The 16,417-nt window shown below is 65.3% G+C and carries 13 protein-coding genes; 10 read left to right on the forward strand and 3 right to left on the reverse strand.

The annotated features are described in order from the left end of the window. Positions 1-36 precede the first annotated feature (36 nt). A complete protein-coding gene (locus G3I74_RS06775) occupies positions 37-2,571 on the forward strand; it encodes a diguanylate cyclase (RefSeq protein WP_164210810.1) in 2,535 nt (844 codons plus the stop codon). Here G3I74_RS06775 and G3I74_RS06780 read toward each other — a convergent pair. After that, complete coding sequence (locus G3I74_RS06780; protein WP_164210811.1) at positions 2,529-3,293, reverse strand: EAL domain-containing protein; 765 nt, start codon at positions 3,291-3,293, stop codon at positions 2,529-2,531. The two genes, G3I74_RS06775 and G3I74_RS06780, sit on opposite strands and share 43 nt — an antisense overlap. 143 nt (positions 3,294-3,436) lie before the next feature. Here G3I74_RS06780 and G3I74_RS06785 point away from each other — a divergent pair, with 143 nt between their 5' ends. Further along, positions 3,437-3,949: a DUF3592 domain-containing protein gene (locus tag G3I74_RS06785; protein ID WP_164210812.1), complete on the forward strand. Its 513-nt coding sequence runs from the start codon at positions 3,437-3,439 to the stop codon at positions 3,947-3,949. 8 nt (positions 3,950-3,957) lie between these two features. Here G3I74_RS06785 and pspF read toward each other — a convergent pair whose 3' ends face one another. Continuing rightward, on the reverse strand, positions 3,958-4,959 hold the full coding sequence (pspF, locus tag G3I74_RS06790; protein ID WP_164210813.1) for a phage shock protein operon transcriptional activator: 1,002 nt from the start codon (positions 4,957-4,959) through the stop codon (positions 3,958-3,960). Positions 4,960-4,977: 18 nt separating this feature from the next. On the opposite strand from pspF, the gene radA reads away from it, so the two are divergent. From radA to G3I74_RS06830, 8 genes are all read left to right on the forward strand, one after another. Then, on the forward strand, positions 4,978-6,342 hold the full coding sequence (radA, locus tag G3I74_RS06795) for a DNA repair protein RadA (RefSeq protein ID WP_164210814.1): 1,365 nt from the start codon (positions 4,978-4,980) through the stop codon (positions 6,340-6,342). A gap of 98 nt (positions 6,343-6,440) precedes the next feature. Beyond that, positions 6,441-7,037 carry a YdbL family probable chaperone protein gene (locus G3I74_RS06800; protein WP_164210815.1) on the forward strand — a complete coding sequence of 199 codons (597 nt, stop codon included), beginning with the start codon at positions 6,441-6,443 and terminating at the stop codon, positions 7,035-7,037. A 38-nt stretch (positions 7,038-7,075) separates the two neighbouring features. Further along, a complete protein-coding gene (rlmD, locus tag G3I74_RS06805) occupies positions 7,076-8,404 on the forward strand; it encodes a 23S rRNA (uracil(1939)-C(5))-methyltransferase RlmD (RefSeq protein WP_164210816.1) in 1,329 nt (442 codons plus the stop codon). After that, the gene (nagZ, locus tag G3I74_RS06810) at positions 8,401-9,432 is read left to right on the forward strand and encodes a beta-N-acetylhexosaminidase (protein ID WP_164210817.1); all 1,032 of its coding nucleotides are present in this window, start codon (positions 8,401-8,403) and stop codon (positions 9,430-9,432) included. Before rlmD ends, nagZ begins: the two co-directional genes overlap by 4 nt. Beyond that, a complete protein-coding gene (locus G3I74_RS06815) occupies positions 9,429-10,559 on the forward strand; it encodes a mechanosensitive ion channel family protein (RefSeq protein WP_164210818.1) in 1,131 nt (376 codons plus the stop codon). The genes nagZ and G3I74_RS06815 overlap by 4 nt, the downstream gene beginning before the upstream one ends. After that, positions 10,546-11,106, forward strand: a complete 561-nt coding sequence (locus G3I74_RS06820) for a phosphoribosyltransferase family protein (protein WP_203594593.1) — start codon at positions 10,546-10,548, stop codon at positions 11,104-11,106. Before G3I74_RS06815 ends, G3I74_RS06820 begins: the two co-directional genes overlap by 14 nt. Further along, on the forward strand, positions 11,103-11,846 hold the full coding sequence (locus tag G3I74_RS06825) for an S-methyl-5'-thioinosine phosphorylase (RefSeq protein WP_164210820.1): 744 nt from the start codon (positions 11,103-11,105) through the stop codon (positions 11,844-11,846). Before G3I74_RS06820 ends, G3I74_RS06825 begins: the two co-directional genes overlap by 4 nt. A gap of 93 nt (positions 11,847-11,939) precedes the next feature. Continuing rightward, the gene (locus tag G3I74_RS06830; RefSeq protein WP_203594594.1) at positions 11,940-12,905 is read left to right on the forward strand and encodes a hypothetical protein; all 966 of its coding nucleotides are present in this window, start codon (positions 11,940-11,942) and stop codon (positions 12,903-12,905) included. On the opposite strand, the gene dnaE is transcribed toward G3I74_RS06830, so the two are convergent. After that, positions 12,902-16,411 carry a DNA polymerase III subunit alpha gene (gene dnaE / locus G3I74_RS06835; RefSeq protein ID WP_164210822.1) on the reverse strand — a complete coding sequence of 1,170 codons (3,510 nt, stop codon included), beginning with the start codon at positions 16,409-16,411 and terminating at the stop codon, positions 12,902-12,904. The two genes, G3I74_RS06830 and dnaE, sit on opposite strands and share 4 nt — an antisense overlap. Positions 16,412-16,417: the final 6 nt, after the last annotated feature.

Genomic DNA, 16,417 nt, shown 5'->3' on the forward strand with positions numbered 1-16,417 from the left:
CGTATACTGAGGTTGAAGCCGCACGGGAGCGACTCTATGGGCAACCCCGTCCACAGGAGTCCCGGGTCGGTCAGCAAGTCGCTGGCCAGCTGGCTTTTTTTCTCGGTTTTTCTGTTCATGACCTCGGTGCTGGCGGCCGGCGGGCTTCCGATGCTCGTGCCGGGCCACGATGACCCGGCCGAATCGTCGATCAACGTGCTCGAGCATGCGGAATTCCTGCGGGATCCGTCGGGTCGTCTCGGGGTCGACCAGGTCACTGCCCTGGCCGAGGCCGGCACTGCGTTCGCGCCGCTGGAAAGCGACCATCTGCGCAAGGGTTTCAGTTCCGATGTGTTCTGGCTGAATTTCAGCCTGACCCGGAATGACCCCGAAACCGAACGCCTGTTCCTGGTGGCCTGGCCCCCGTTCATTGACCGTATCGATCTGTTTACCGAGGTGAACGGCGCCTACCGGCGCGTGCAGCAAGCCGGGGATCACGTGCCGGTCGGCGAGCGCGCCATGCCGGTTCCGGAGACCGTGTTTCCGGTTGTCGTTGGCCCCGATCCGGTGTCCTACCTGCTGAGAGTAGAAACGCGCTCGGTGGTCAGTCTTTCGCTCGAGCTCAAGAACGAGGAACGGCTGGTCGGTGAGGGGGTTGCGCGCTGGATTCGCCACGGCGTGTTCCTGGGCATGAGCCTGACGGCGATGCTGCTGGCTGTTCTAGCCGCGATCTGGCTGCGCCAGAGCGTGTTCGTGATCGCCGCGGCCTATCTGTTTTGTTTTTTCGGCTTCCAGTTTCTGGTCAACGGCAATGATCAGCTTTTCCTGTACCCGGATCGGCCGTGGCTGAGCGACAGACTGCTTGGCGCCTTCACCTGTGCGGCCGCGGGGCTGATGGCCTGGTTCGTGACCAGTTACCTGGAATCGGAAACGCATTTCCCGCGCCTGACAAAAGTGTTACAGGGCCTGGCGGTGGTCACGGGAGTTGGTGTGGTCATTTCGCTGTTCGGGGGCTATCACCTGATCGCGCCGGGCGTGCTGGCGCTGATCTTTTTGATCCTCGTCGCCATGCTGGGGCTGTTTGTCGGCATGATCCCGCAGGCCAGGGTGCGGGCGCTGGCGATGCTGGTGATGTTCCTGCCGGCCATGGCTGCGGCGTTTTTTCAGATCCTCCACAGTACCGGCTGGCTGGGCAGCAGCCTCCAGGCCTGTCAGTTGTGGGATATGGCGGCGCTGGCGCAGATGCCGTTTGCGGCCGTTGCCATCCTGATCCGGGTGAGCGAAGCGCAGCAGGGCCTGGCCCGCGCGGCCGGATACCGATTGCTGGTCGAAAATCAGGTCGACCTGGTGGTGAAGGTCGACCCGGACGGCCGTTTCCAGTTCGTCAGCCGGAGCTACTGCGAGACCTTTGGCAAGAGCGCCGAGGAATTGATTGGTTCGAAGTTTGCCCCGCTGGTCCACGAAGAGGATGTCGAGGCCACGCTGAAGGCCTTCCGGGCCACCCTGGCCCCGCCGTTTGTCAGCTACGTCGAGCAGCGTGCCTGGACCGTCAAGGGCTGGCGCTGGCTGGGGTGGTCGGATACTGCGGTGCTGGACGACGCCGGCCGGCCTGAGGCCGTGATCGGCGTTGGCCGCGACGTCACCGACCGGGTCAAGGCCGAAAATGCGCTGAGCCGTTCTCGCCGGCAGCTGGAAATGGCGCTCGACGTGGCCCGGATCGGCTGCTACTCGATCGACACGAAAAGCGGAACGATCACGGCCGATGAGCGCTGCGTGACCCTCCTGGGCCATGACCCGGACAACTTCAGTCTGGACTGGCCGGCCTGGAAAGCCCTGCTGCATCCGGATGATCGGGAGCGGGTCATCCATCTGACCGAAGCGCGCATTCTCGCGCAGGGTGAGGCAATGGAGATGGAATACCGCATCCGCCACCGCGACGGAGGCTGGCGATGGTGGCTGGATCGGGTGACGAGTGCCAATGCCGTCGACGAAAAGCACCGGATGCTCGGGCTGGTTCAGGACATTACTGAGCGCAAGCGGGCCTTGCAACAGCTCGAATTCCTGGTTCGGCACGACGAGTTGACCGGTTTGTTCAATCGGCGTGGAATCGCCCAGATCGCCCGGCACCAGCTGGCCCAGGCCCACCGCGCCGGCTTGCCGTGCTGTTTTGCCATTGCCGATCTCGATCGATTCAAGCGCGTCAATGACACCTGGGGACACGAGGTCGGTGACCGCGTGCTGAAACATGTTGCCGAGTGCCTGCGCACGGCAATTCGGAGCGGCGACTGGGTCGGCCGGTGGGGCGGAGAGGAGTTTTTGCTGGTGCTTCCGCAGACCCCGCTGGAGGAAGCCCGTGAGGCATTGGAGCGGGTTCGCCAGGCCGTGGCTGATGCCGTGCTCGAAGTCGACGGCGCGGAGCTGGCCATGACGATCAGTATCGGCGTTGCCGCGGCCGGACCGGTCGATCTGGCACCGGACTCAGTGATTGTGCGCGCTGACGCCAGTCTGTACGCGGCCAAGCAGGGGGGGCGGAACCAGGTGGTGGCCGACTATCCGGCCAGGCTGGCCGGATCCACGGTGCCGGCGGACTGAAAAGCCGGGCGGGCGAACAGGTAACCCTGGAACAGGTCCACCCCCAGCGCGCGCAGGACATCACGCTCGGCCATGGTTTCGACCCCCTCGGCGATGACCTCGCTGCCCAGATCCCGGCAAAGTCGGATCATATGTTCGACGATCTTGCGCTGTGCCGGGTTCTGGTCGATCGCCCGTATCAGCGCCATGTCCAGCTTGACCAGGTCGGGTATGAACTCCGACAGCAGGTTCAGCCCCGCATAACCCTCTCCGAAATCGTCGATGGCGGTGCGAAAACCGCGCTGCTTGTAGTAGTCGAGGATGTTGCGCAGATGTGCGCGGTCCGGGATGGCGTCGGTCTCGGTGACCTCGAAGATGATCTTGTCGAGCGGAAAGTCGAACTCGGCCGCGGCCTGCAAGGTGCGCTGAATGCAGGTTTCGGCCTGGTAGACGGCATTGGGCATGAAGTTGATGCTGATATTGGTCGCGATGCCAATGCGCGCGGCTTCTTCGATGGCCTTGACCCGACAGGTCTGATCAAACAGGTAGAGGTTATCGTCGGTAACGTGCGAGAACACCTCGCCTGCCGATTCACCGCTGGCGCCGCGAACCAGCGCTTCGTGGGCAAAAATCTCTCCGGTGGACAATTTCACGATGGGCTGGAACGCCATCGACAGGCTGATGGGAAACGGAGGTGCATCGATGCAGCGGGCGCATCCAGCGGCAGCTTTTTTTCTGATCATGGAGGGGAGAATTTAAAAAAATTAACAGTTGGGGGCGGAAGTATACCCATGGGGGTGTTGGCAAGGCCGGTTCGGGCTTGCATTGCCTGTTATGGTGTTTGAGAACGGCTTTGGGGAGGGCATTTTCGAAACGGAATCCGGACATGGCGGAGAGAAGCGGACAGAAAACCATTCGCAGGGTGGCAGCGGTGCTGATTTTGCTGATGGGATTGGCGCTGGTCCAGGATCGGGTGCGCCTGCTGCTCGCTGGGCAGCAAAGCCACGATTGGCCGACCGTTACAGGCGAGGTTGTCGACGCTACGGTGACGGCGCTGGCCGGCACACAGGTCGGGCTCGGCTGGCGCGTCCAGATTTCCTACGACTACGAGGTCGACGACCGCAGCTTCACGGGCAGTCGGCTGCGCTTCAGTCGGCGCCTCGGCGGCAGAACCAGAGATCAGGCTGAACAGGCTGTGGTCAGCTATGTGCCAGGCGGTCCGATCGAGGTCCATTACGACCCCGAGCAACCGGCCCGATCAGTGATCGTGCCCGGCCCGGACCGCCGCGCCTGGTTCGGACTGATCGTCGGTCTCGGTCTGGCCGCGATCGCGGTCACGTTCTGGACCGTACCCACTCGAAGCAATCCATCGTCAAATGCCGGGGGTCGCAAGCGCTGATCGGGGGCTTATCGCCCGGCCAGGTCGTGCTTGCGCAGAATGCCGCGCAGCTGGTCGTAGCTCAGCCCGAGCAGGTCCGCTGCCTTGCCCTGATGGCCTGCGCTCACCGCCAGCGCCCGCTCCGCCAGCGCTTTTTCCTGCTGCTTGAGGTAGGCGCGAAGATCCACGGGGGCCGCGCCCGGATCCGGGATGGCGGCGCCGGCGGACGCCGTTGAACGCCCGCTGACGGGCCGCCAGGGTGAATCAAACGGGTCCAGCGCCAGTTCGGTGACCGGTTCTTCGATTGCCTCGTGCCGATAGACGGCGCGTTCGATCACGTTTTTCAGCTCGCGGATGTTGCCGGGCCAGTCGTGCTCGAGCAGCCGCTCTACCACCGCCGGACTGAAGCCGGCAAACAGTTCCCGCCCCAGTTCGCGCGTGATGCGCATGGCGAAGGCTTCGGCCATGGGCAGGATGTCTTCGCGTCGGGCGCGCAGCGGCGGCAGGGTGATCACGTCGAAGGCCAGCCGATCGAGCAGATCCGAGCGAAAGCGACCGCGTGAGGCCAGCTCCGGCAGATCGATATTGGCCGCACCGATCAGCCGTACGTCCACGCTACGGGTGTGCGAAGAGCCCAGCCGCTCGAACTGCCCGTACTCGATCACGCGCAGGATTTTCTCCTGCACCGCCGGCGTCGTGCTGGCCAGCTCGTCCAGAAACAGGCTGCCGCCGTCGGCGGCCTCGAAGCGGCCGAGGCGGCTTCGGCTGGCGTCGGTGTAGGCGCCGGCTTCGTGTCCGAACAGCTCCGATTCCAGCAGACTGTCGCTGATCGCGGCGCAGTTGAGCTTGATCAGCGGCTGGTCCCAGCGCGGAGAGAGGTAGTGCAGGCGCTCGGCGATCAGCTCCTTGCCGGTGCCGCGTTCGCCGACGACCAGGATCGGCCGGTTCATGGCCGCGGCCTTCGAAACCCGCTCCAGTACTTCCAGGAAGGCGGGCGACTCTCCGATCATGGGCTGCTCGTCGCGCGTCATGGGCCTAAAATACCGCAAATGGGCAAACCCAAGACGACTTACATCTGCCGCGAATGCGGCGCCAGTTTTCCCAAGTGGTCAGGACAGTGCGCCGACTGCGGCGCCTGGAACTCGCTCGAGGAGACGGCCTCGCCATCGGCCGCGCGCACCGGTCCCGGGCAGCGCGGCAATTGGACCGGCACGGCCTCGGCCGAGGTGACCAGCCTGGCCGATGTCCGGCCCGAGGACTCGAGTCAGCGCCTGGGCTCGGGCCTGAGCGAACTCGACCGCGTTCTCGGCGGCGGCCTGGTGCCGGGCTCGGTGGTCCTGCTGGGCGGCGATCCGGGGATCGGAAAGTCGACCCTGCTGCTGCAGGCGCAGGCGGCGCTGGCCTCCGAGCACGGCAGCCTGTACGTCACCGGCGAGGAGTCGGCCGCCCAGGTGGCGATGCGGGCCCGGCGGCTGGACCTGGACCCCTCACGACTCCGCTGTCTGACCGAAACCCGGCTGGAGGTCATCCTGGCCACGGCCGCCAGTCACAAGCCCGCTTTTCTGGTGGTCGACTCTATCCAGACCCTGTGGACAGAGGCCCTTCAGTCTGCGCCCGGCGCGGTGGCCCAGGTGCGCGAATGCGCCGCCCGGCTGGTGCAGTTCGCCAAGCAGACCGGCTGCGCGGTGGTCCTGGTAGGCCACGTCACCAAGGAGGGCGCGCTGGCCGGCCCCAGGGTGCTTGAACACATGGTCGACGCGGTGCTGTATTTCGAGTCGGACTCCGGCAGTCGCTACCGCCTGATCCGGGCGGTCAAAAACCGCTTTGGCGCGGCCAACGAGCTGGGCGTGTTCGCCATGACCGGGCAGGGCCTGAAGCCGATCGCCAATCCGTCGGCGATCTTTCTTTCGGGTGCCGAAACCCCCTCGCCCGGCAGCTGTGTGCTGGTCACCCGCGAGGGCACTCGCCCGCTGATGGTCGAAGTCCAGGCCCTGGTGGCGCCGTCGACCCTGTCCAATCCGCGCCGGGTGGCCGTGGGCATCGATCCGAACCGGCTGGCGCTGCTGCTGGCGGTCATGAATCGCCACGCCGGTATCCAGATCGGCGACCAGGACGTGTTCGTCAACGTCGCCGGAGGCATCCGGGTCAGCGAAACGGCCAGCGACCTGGCCATCGCCCTGGCGTTGAAGTCCTCGCTGCGCGAAAGTCCGTTGCCCAAGGGACTGGTTGCCTTTGGCGAAATTGGCCTGGCCGGCGAACTGCGCCCGGTCTACAACGGCGAGGAGCGCCTGCGCGAGGCAGCCGGTCAGGGCTTTACCGAGGCCCTGGTGCCGGAAGGCAACCTCAAGGGCGTGCGGGCTCGCATCACCGCGCGCGGCTTCAGGACCCTGGCCGAGGCGCTGGCCGCCGTTTGAGGCGTTACACTATTCAGCTGCGATTCAAGCATGGCCCCGCAGGCTGGAATACCAGTCGAACAGGCGGCGTTGCCGCCGAGCCACAGGAGCACGAACAGATGACGCGATCGATTTCCCTGCTGATGATTGGGCTGGTCATGACTTTGGCGGCCTGCGTGACGATCAACGTTTATTTTCCGGAGGCGGCCGCCGAGCAGGCCGCGGATCGCTTCATCCAGGATGTGCTGGGCGAAGACGGGCGGCCGCGGTCGAACGGCGAGCCGGCGACCGGCACTGAGCCCCCTGAAGCGACCGGCTTTCGATTGTCCGATCTGTTCGTGGCCCGCGCCTACGCCCAGAGTCCGAACATCGACATCGATACGCCGCAGGTGCAGACGATCAAGCAGCGCATGGCCGAGCGCCACCGCCAGCACCTGGCCGACTGGTACGAGGCCGGCGCCATCGGCCTGTCCAACAACGGCCTGGTCGAAATCCGCGACCGCAGCGCCATTGGCCTGGGCGAGCGCCGCAATCTGGAGCGGGTCGTGGCCGAGGAAAATGCCGATCGCCGGGCGGTCTATCGGGAGATTGCCGTTGCCAACGGTCATCCGGAATGGGAAGACGAGATTCGCCAGACCTTTGCCCGCCAGTGGATCGCCAATGCCCGCGAGGGCTGGATTTACCAGCAGCCCGACGGCAACTGGACGCGCAAGTAGGCTGCCCGGTCATATCCGTCCCGGTTTTTCTCTGAGCCATGGGTAGAAGACACCGCCGCAAGCTGCCGGCCGAGCCGGTTGTTGCCGAAATCACTGATCTGGGTCACGACGGGCGCGGTGTCGGCCGGATCGAGGAAAAGGCAATCTTCATCCACGGCGCGCTGCCCGGGGAAACCGTTCGGGCTCGCGTCATCGCGCGTAACCGGCGCTACGACGAAGCCCTGTGCACCGAGGTGATCGAGCCGTCGCCGGATCGGGTGGAGCCGGACTGCCCCTGGTTCGAGCAGTGCGGCGGCTGCGCGCTGCAGCATCTGGCCCACGATGCCCAGCTCACGTTCAAGCACAAGCGGCTGGTCGACAATCTGACCCGGATCGGCGAAGTCGAACCCGACGAGTGGCTGTCACCGCTGTCGGCCGAGCCCTGGTTTTATCGCCGGCGCAGTCGCCTGAGCGCTCGCCTGGTGCGGGGCAAGGGCCGGGTGCTGGTCGGTTTTCGGGAAAAGCAGGGGCGTTTCGTGGCCGATGTCGGCTACTGCCGGGTGCTGCACCCGGATTTCAGCCATCGTCTGTCCAGCCTGTCGGCGCTGCTCGGAAGCCTGAGCGTCGCCGACGCGGTACCGCAAATCGAAACCGCCAGCGGTGATGACGGTTCGGCCATCGTGATTCGCCACCTGCGCGAGCTGAGCAGCGAAGACCTGATGCTGCTCAAGCGCTGGTCGGACGAGCAGGGCATCGCCGTTTATCTTCAGCCCAAGGGTCCGGATACCGTCCATCGGCTGTGGCCTGAACAGCATGCCCTGCAGTATCGACTGCCCGCTTTCGACCTGACACTGGATTTCCACCCGCAGCATTTCATCCAGGTCAACGCCCCCCTGAACGCCCTGCTGATCGAACGGGCGCTGGCGCTGCTGGCACCCGGGCCGGAAGAAAGCGTGCTGGACCTGTTTTGCGGCCTGGGCAATTTCACGCTCCCGCTCGCTCGTCGGGCCGGAGCGGTCACCGGCGTCGAAGGCGCCGAGGAACTGATCCAGGCGGCACGGTCCAACGCCCGCGCCAACGGAGTGGACAACGTGGAATTCGATGTCGCCGACCTGGCGGCCGATGTGTCGAGCCGGCCATGGTACCGACGGGGTTTCGATGCTGCACTGATCGATCCCCCTCGCTCGGGCGCTTTGGAGATTTTGCCGGTGGTGGCCGGTTGCGGTGCCCGGCGGCTGGTCTACGTTTCGTGCAACCCGGCCACCCTGGCCCGAGACGCCGGGGAGCTGGTCAGGCGCCACGGGTTTCGCCTGAAAAGCGCCGGCATCGCGGACATGTTCCCGCACACCGCGCACGTGGAATCCATCGCGCTGTTTGAGCGACCATGAACGCCAAGAGCGTGACCGGCCCGCTGATCGTGGGCATCGATGGCCTGGCGCTCGACGCGGTCACGCGCGAGCGCCTGCAGCATCCGGCCGTCGGCGGGGTAATTCTTTTTTCGCGCAACTTTGTCTCGGTCGAACAGGTGCGCGGGCTGGCGGCCGAAATTCGTGCGCTGAAATCGCCGCGTCTGCTTGTGACCGTGGACCAGGAAGGCGGACGGGTCATGCGGTTTCGTTCACCGGAGCTGACCCCGCTGCCGCCGCTTGGCCTGCTCGGGCGCTGGTTTGCCAGCCGACCCGACCGGGCCTGCGATCTGGCCTACCGCCACGGGCGGGTCATGGCGGCCGAGATGCTGGCGCTGGACGTGGATCTGAGCTTTGCCCCGGTGCTGGACCTGGATCGGGGGAGCCGGGTCATCGGTGATCGGGCGCTGGCGGCGGATCCGGGCGCGGTCATTGAACTGGCTCGCTACTATCTCGCCGGCATGAAGGATGCCGGGATGGCCGGCTGCGGCAAGCATTTTCCGGGCCACGGATCGGTCGAGGCCGATTCCCACCACTGCGTGGTCACCGATCCGCGGCCGCGAACGGCGCTTCAGGCCGATCTGCAGCCGTTCGCCGAACTTGCGGATCGAATGACGGCGGTCATGATGGCCCATGTCTGTTATCCGGCGATTGACGAGCGGCCGGCCGGGTTTTCAGCGCGCTGGATTCACGAGGAACTGCGCGCCGGGCTGGGTTTTGAAGGCCTGGTGATTTCGGACGATCTGGACATGCTGGGGGCCGCCCCGGCCGGCGCTCTGGGGCAGCGCCTCGGGCAGGCGTTCGCAGCGGGCTGCGAGCTGGCGCTGGTCTGCAATCCAGCCTCGGTGGCCGAGCTCCTGGACGGCGATCTGGACCTGCCGCCGATCGCCGTCGAGCGTTTGGGCCGTCTGTATGGCCGTGCCATGATGACCATGGAGGAACAGCTGCTGGTGCCGGAGTTCCGCGCCTGGCGTGATTCGCTCAAAGCACTGAATGGACAGGACCAATGACTGAGTATCTCGATCGCCTGGGCGGGCTTATCGGTATCCCGGCCTGGGTCCTGCAGGCCTTTCTGATCATTCTGGCGGCGCTGCTGCTGGAGGTTTTTTATCGCGGATTCATCCATCGTCTGGAGAAGTTCGCCAAAAAAACCCGCCGGCATTGGGACGATGGTGTGGTCTACGCGGGCAAGCGCCCGGTCTCTCTGCTGATCTGGTGGCAGGGCCTGGTGATGGCCGCGCGCGTCATGACGCCGCACACCGAACTGCTGTACTTTTCCAGCGACTTTCTGAACGCGCTGCAGCAACTGGGGCTGGTCGTGGCCGCGACCTGGTTCTTCTTCCGCCTGGCCACCGGCTTCGAGAACGCCTACGTCGCCGAGCGGCAGAAGCGCAACGTGCAGTTCGATATCACCACCGTCAGCGTGCTCGGCCGTATCGTGCGCATCGCCGTGGCGCTGACCGGCGCCCTGACGGTGCTGAGCATTCTCGAGATACCGATTTCGGGCTTCCTGGCCGCCGGCGGGGTCGGCGGGATTGCCGTCGGTCTGGCCGCGCGCGACCTGCTGGCCAATTTCTTCGGCGGTTTCATGGTGTTCATGGACCGCCCCTTCTCGGTGGGCGACTGGGTCCGCTCCCCCGACCAGGAAATCGAGGGCACGGTGGAAAAGATCGGTTGGCGCATGACCACCATCCGCAAGTTCGACAAGCGGCCGATGTACGTTCCCAACGCGACCTTCACCACCATCACCGTGGAAAATCCCTCGCGCATGAGCCATCGCCGGATCTTCGAGCACGTGGGCATTCGCTACGAGGACCAGCACGTCATCGGCGCGGTCATCGACGACATCCGAAGCATGATCGAGAACCATGAGGATCTCGATACCACCCAGACGACCATGGTGCATTTCAACGTCTACGGCCCGCACTCGCTCGACATCATGGTCTACTGCTTCACCCGGACCACGGTATGGACCGAATACCACGCCGTGCGCGAGGATGTGCTGCTCAAAATCGGCGCTATCATCGCCTCGCACGGCGCCGAGATCGCCTTTCCCACGCGCACCATCAAGCTGGAGCAGGCCGAGCAGCTGGCGCGCGAAACAGACCACGGAGAGTCCCCCGGTGAACCGATCTGAACGCTTTCCGGACCGCTGGCCGGCCGGGTCTGATTGCATCCTGACCGCCACGGAAGTGGCCGCGGCGCTGGACCGTCAGGCCCGGCGCCTGGGCCTTTTGCTTGCCGGTCGCGACGCGGTCACCATGATGGTGCTGATGAACGGCGGACTGTATCCGGCTGTGGAGCTGGCCAGACGGCTGGATTTTCCGTTTGCCATCGATCACGTGCACGCCACGCGCTATCGCGGCGCGACGTTCGGGGGCGAACTGAAGTGGGGACGCTGGCCCAGCAAGGTCACCGGATGCATGCTGCTGGTCGATGACATCTTCGACGAAGGCCACACCCTGCAGGCGGTGCGCAAACGCCTGCTGGACGACGGTGCCGACGAGGTCGTCACAGCGGTTCTTGCGCTCAAGGAGCACGATCGGGGGCTGCCGCGCGACTGGGTTGACGACAGTGCAATCGCGGTACCGGATCGCTACGTGTTTGGCTGCGGCATGGACTGGCAGGGTTACTGGCGGCAACTCGACGATATCTGGGCCCTGCCCGAGGACGTTTGCTCATGAATCAGACGCTGGGCATCATCGCCGGCTCCGGGGCGCTGGACCTGTTCGATATCCTCGAGGCGCGTTCGCTGGAAACACCATGGGGGATGCCTTCTGCGCCGCCGGCGCGGGTGTCGCTGGGGCCGGGCGACGCCTGGATGCTGGCGCGCCACGGACGGCCGCATCGGATTCCCCCGCATCGGGTCGATTACCGAGCCAATATCGCGGCCATGGCCGAACTCGGCGTCACCCAGATCGTCGCGCTCAACGCGGTCGGCTCGATCGATCCGGCGCTGCGGCCCGGCGCCCTGGTCGTGCCGGATCAGTTGATCGACTACACCTGGGGCCGGGCGCACAGCTTCAGCGACAGCGCGGAGGAGCGGCTGGAGCATATCGAGTTTGCCGAACCTTTTTCTGCGGCGGTGCGCGAGATGCTGATCACGGCCGCGGCGCGGGCTGACGTGGCGATCCATGACGGCGGGTGCTACGGGGTGACCCAGGGTCCGCGCCTGGAGACCGCAGCCGAAATTCGTCGCCTTGCCGGCGATGGCTGCACCCTGGTCGGTATGACGGCCATGCCCGAAGCTTCGCTGGCGCGCGAGGCCGGGGTGGCTTATGCCAGCCTGTGCGTGGTCGCCAATCCGGCCGCCGGTCTGGCCGAGGTGCCGATTTCGGTGGAGGAAATCCACGCGGTCCTGGCGGCTGCGATGAATCGGGTCGGCGCACTGCTCGGCGCGCTGGGTCACGAATATGGGTCGTAGGCGTGACCGTCTGCCCGTTGATTCTGCTTGGGTTTTTCACGGCGCAGGAGTAAGCTGAACAGCGATCCAGGCGCTTGTTCGTAGTTCATAGTCATGTCGGAAACGATGACACTCTCTGTGCTGCATGCTGGCAGCAAGGACCGGATGGTCATGCGTTCGCTGCTCAACCTGATCAGCGGACGCAGTGACGGCGTGGACTGGCATCTGAGCGACGAGCCCGGCGGTGATATCACCATCATCGACGTGGATAACTCGGCCGGGGAGCAGACCTGGGCGAGCCTGGTCCACGAGACGGGTGCTGTGATTGCAATGACGCGTCGGCAGGCTTTCGACGCGCCCGTGCGGCTGCAAAAGCCGCTGCGCTCGCGCGAGTTCCTGCAATTGCTCGGCCGGGTGGCTGGGCGCGAAGCGGTCCCGCTGGCAGGACCAAAACGTCCGGCCGCCGTCGCCCCGGTGACAGCCGAGGTGACCGAACCGCCTGCGACCCAATCACCGGTCGCCGACGCCGGACGCGCTGAACAGGACCTGGCGTCAGATGCCGACCTGACGCTGGCCGACCACCTGAGATGTCAGACCTGGTCTGCTCCGGTGGCGCTGACAAGCGCGGCTTGGCCGATGCTGCTGATTGACCCGTGTTCCGGAACCTGGTTTTTCGACGGATCCATCAGCGATCTGGATCCCGCCCAGTTTGCACGTCCGATTCCGGCCGCGGCCGGCGTTGCGCTGAGCAATTCTGAACTGGTGGAAAGAATCCAGGGGCATCGCCAGCGCACCTTGAGCGAGCTGAAGTGGTACGCGGGACTGGCGCAGCTTCCCGGCCGTCTGCATCCGGAGTTGCGCGGCGAGCCTGAATTCATGCTGACCCAGGTGCCACCCGAAGCGATGAAAAACGAGCTGCTGCATCAGCTGGCGCGCATTGCGCTGCGCGGGCCGATCGATCTGGAACGCCTGCTGGTCGAATCGGGGCAGCCGGAGGCCAACGTCTCGGCTTTCCTCAACGCCTGCTTTTGCAGCGGCAAACTGCTGATCAATCGAACCGCGCGCGCGGCCAGTTTCTAGTAGCGCAGGCGCGCGACCGCGATCCCGGCCACCCCGCCTACCGCGGCCAGCAGTTCGGCAGAGGGCAATACCTGCCAGTCCTCGCCCAGCTCGATCAGGGCCTGCGCCTTTCCATTGCGGTAGCGAACGATGACCGGGGTTCGGCCGCTGCGGTAGGGGCGCAGGGCGGCGGCCAGGTCGCCGTCCAGCTGCGCGCAGTCTTCGTTGCCGATCTCGATTTCCAGTCGTCGGGCAAAGCGAGCCCGGGCCTCGTCGATGCCCATGATTTCGTCGGCGACCATGCGGTAGCCGCCGCGGAAATCATCCACCTCGACCTTGCCCACCACGACCAGGATGGCGTCGACCACCAGGCGATCGGCAACGAGTCCGAGCAGGCGATCGAAGACCGCGACCTCGATCCGGCCGGTGCCATCGTCAATGGCGACGAAGGCGCCCTTGCCCGGACGCTTGCGTACGGCCATCACCATGCCGGCCAGGGTCATCTCGACCCCGCGCTGGCGTTTGCGCCCGTTGCCGTTGCCGGCGTCGCCGAGCTGTTTCCCGAGTCGGTCCAGGGTCGTCGAGGTAAAGCCAGCCAGTTCTTCGCGCAGCTCATCGAGCGGGTGGCCGGACAGATACAGGCCCAGGGTTTCCCGTTCCGCCTTCAGTCGCTGCAGGTTGGTCCACGGTCGAGCATGTCGGAACGCTGCTGAATGTTTGGCTGTATCGCCATCGGACGGCGCCTGCGTCGTGCCGAACAGGCTGGCCTGGCCGGCGGCCCGGTCGCTCTGGAAACGTTCGGCTGCCGACAGGACATCGGGCAGAGACTGCATCAGCGCTGCCCGGTTGGGCTCGATGCAGTCGCCGGCTCCGGCCCGGATCAGGCTTTCCAGCGTGCGCCGGTTGAGTCGCGCCAGGTCGATTTCGCGGCACAGCTCGGCCAGCGAGGAGAACGGTCCGCGACGCTGGCGGATTCCGACCAGGTTTTCGATTGCGCCGTGGCCAACACCCTTGATGGCACCCAGCCCATAGCGAATGGCGCCGTCTTCGACCCGGAAATGGTACTCGGAGCGGTTGATGTCCGGGGGCAGGATGGCCAGCCCCATGGCCCGACAGTCCTCGATGAGGTTGGCAATCTTGTCGGTCTTGTCGAGGTCGGCCGACAGCACCGCGGCCATGAATTCGGCCGGGTAATGGGCCTTGAGCCAGGCGGTGTGATAGGCGACCAGGGCGTAGGCCACCGAGTGCGACTTGTTGAAGCCGTAGCGGGCGAAGGTTTCCATCAGGTTGAAGATCGCGTCGGCCTGCTCGGCGTCGATATCGTTTTCTCTGGCCCCGGAGACGAAGATTTCGCGCTGACGCTCCATTTCCTCGGGTTTCTTCTTGCCCATGGCGCGCCGCAGCAGGTCGGCGGCGCCCAGACTGTAGCCGGCCAGTTCCTGGGCGATCTGCATCACCTGTTCCTGGTACAGGATGACGCCGTAGGTCGGCTTGAGGATGGGTTCGCTGAGCGGATGCGGGTACTTGACCGGCGCCTTGCCGTGCTTGCGGTTGATGTACTCGTCGACCATGCCGGCATCCAGCGGGCCCGGGCGGTAAAGCGCGACGGCGGCGACGATGTCGTCGAAGGTGTCGGGCCTGAGTTTGCGCAACAGCTCTTTCATGCCGGGGGATTCGAGCTGGAAGACGGCCGTGGTGTGGGCCGCCTGCAGTAGCTGAAAGGCCTGCTTGTCGTCCAGCGGCAGGTCGTCGAAATCCAGCGTGTCCTTGCCTTCGCCGGCGCGGCGTCTGTTGACGGCCTTGAGCGCCCAGTCGATGATGGTGAGATTGCGCAAGCCGAGAAAGTCGAACTTGACCAATCCGACCGACTCGACGTCGTTTTTGTCGAACTGGGTCAGCACCGAGTGACCATCCGGCTCGGTGTAGAGCGGCGTGAAATCGGTTAGCGGACCCGGGGCGATTACCAGGCCGCCGGCGTGCTTGCCGGCATTTCGGGCCAGACCTTCCAGCGAGCGGGCCAGATCAAGTACCGAACGGGTGTCGTCCTCGCGCTCGTAGCGCTGCTGGAGTTCGGGCTCTTCTTCCAGCGCTTTTTCCAGCGTCATCTCCAGCTTGTTGGGTATGAGCTTGGCGATGGAGTCGACAAAGCCGTAGTTGTAGCCCAGTACCCGGCCGCAGTCGCGGACCACCGCCTTGGCCGCCATGGTGCCGTAGGTAATGATCTGGGCGACCTGGTCGCGGCCGTAGGTGCGGGCGACGTAGTCGATGACCCGGTCACGGCCTTCGACGCAAAAGTCGATATCGAAGTCGGGCATTGAGACCCGCTCCGGATTTAGAAACCGCTCAAACAATAGCTCATAACGTATTGGATCTACGTCGGTTATACCCAGGCTCCAGGCCACGACAGAGCCGGCGCCCGAACCGCGCCCCGGCCCGACCGGCACGTCGTTTGTGCGCGCCCAGGCGATGAAGTCGGCCACGATCAGGAAGTAGCCCGAAAAGCCCATGGAAGTGATGACTTCCAGCTCACGCTCGAGTCGCTGCGTATAGTCGGCGCGCTCGCAGTCGGGCGCCAGACCGTGACGTTCCAGTCGCCGGCTCAAGCCTTCGGCCGACTTGTGGCGGACGAAATCGTCCTCGGTCTGGCCTTCCGGGACGGGGAAAGCGGGCAGTACGTATTCGCCCAGAGTCAGTTCGAGATTGCAGCGCATGGCCAGGTGGGCGGTGTTTTCCAGCGCGACCGGCAGGTCGGCAAAGGTTTCGGCCATCTCTTCCGGGCTTTTGAGGTACTGCTGGTCGACGTACTCGCGCGCTCGGCGCTTGTCGTCGAGCAGCCGGCCCTGGTGGATGCAGACGCGGGCTTCGTGGGCGAAATAGTCTTCGGGGTCCAGGAATCGAACGTCGTTGGAGGCCACCACGGGAACAGCGTGTTCGGCCGCCAGTCGCAGAAAGCCGTTTTCGAGTGCCTGCTCGCCGTCCCGGCCAAGCCGTTCCAGCGCAATGCAGGTGCGGCCGGGAAACAGCCGCAGCCAGCCCTGCAGGCGCTGCCCGGCCTGGTTGGCACGCCCGTTTGTCAGCGCCTGCCCAACGCTGGAGCTACGACCCAGCAGGACAATCAGGCCATCACTGTGACCGCGCAGCCAGGGGCCGAGCACGCGCGGCTGACCACCGCGTTCGCGGCCCTCGAGAAAAGACCTCGACAGCAGGCGACACAGGTTGAGATAGCCGGTTCGATCCTGCACCAGCAGGGTGACCACCCCCGCCTGGGGGCCCTCGTCGGCCTCCTGGACGCGGATGTCGGCCCCGACGATGGGCTTGATGCCGCGAGCGACCGCTGCCCGGTAGAACTTCACCAGGGCGAACAGATTGTGCCAGTCGGTGATCGCCACGGCGGGCATGCCCAGCTCCACGGCCCGGTCGAGCAGCTGATGGATTCGAATCAGGCCGTCTTCCAGCGAGTATTCGGTGTGCAGGCGCAGGTGGACGAACGGCGTCTTCGACGGCGGACTGTCGTGGGCTGGGGTCATGAGCGC

The organism is Wenzhouxiangella limi, assembly GCF_010499265.1.
Lineage (GTDB): Bacteria > Pseudomonadota > Gammaproteobacteria > Xanthomonadales > Wenzhouxiangellaceae > Wenzhouxiangella > Wenzhouxiangella limi.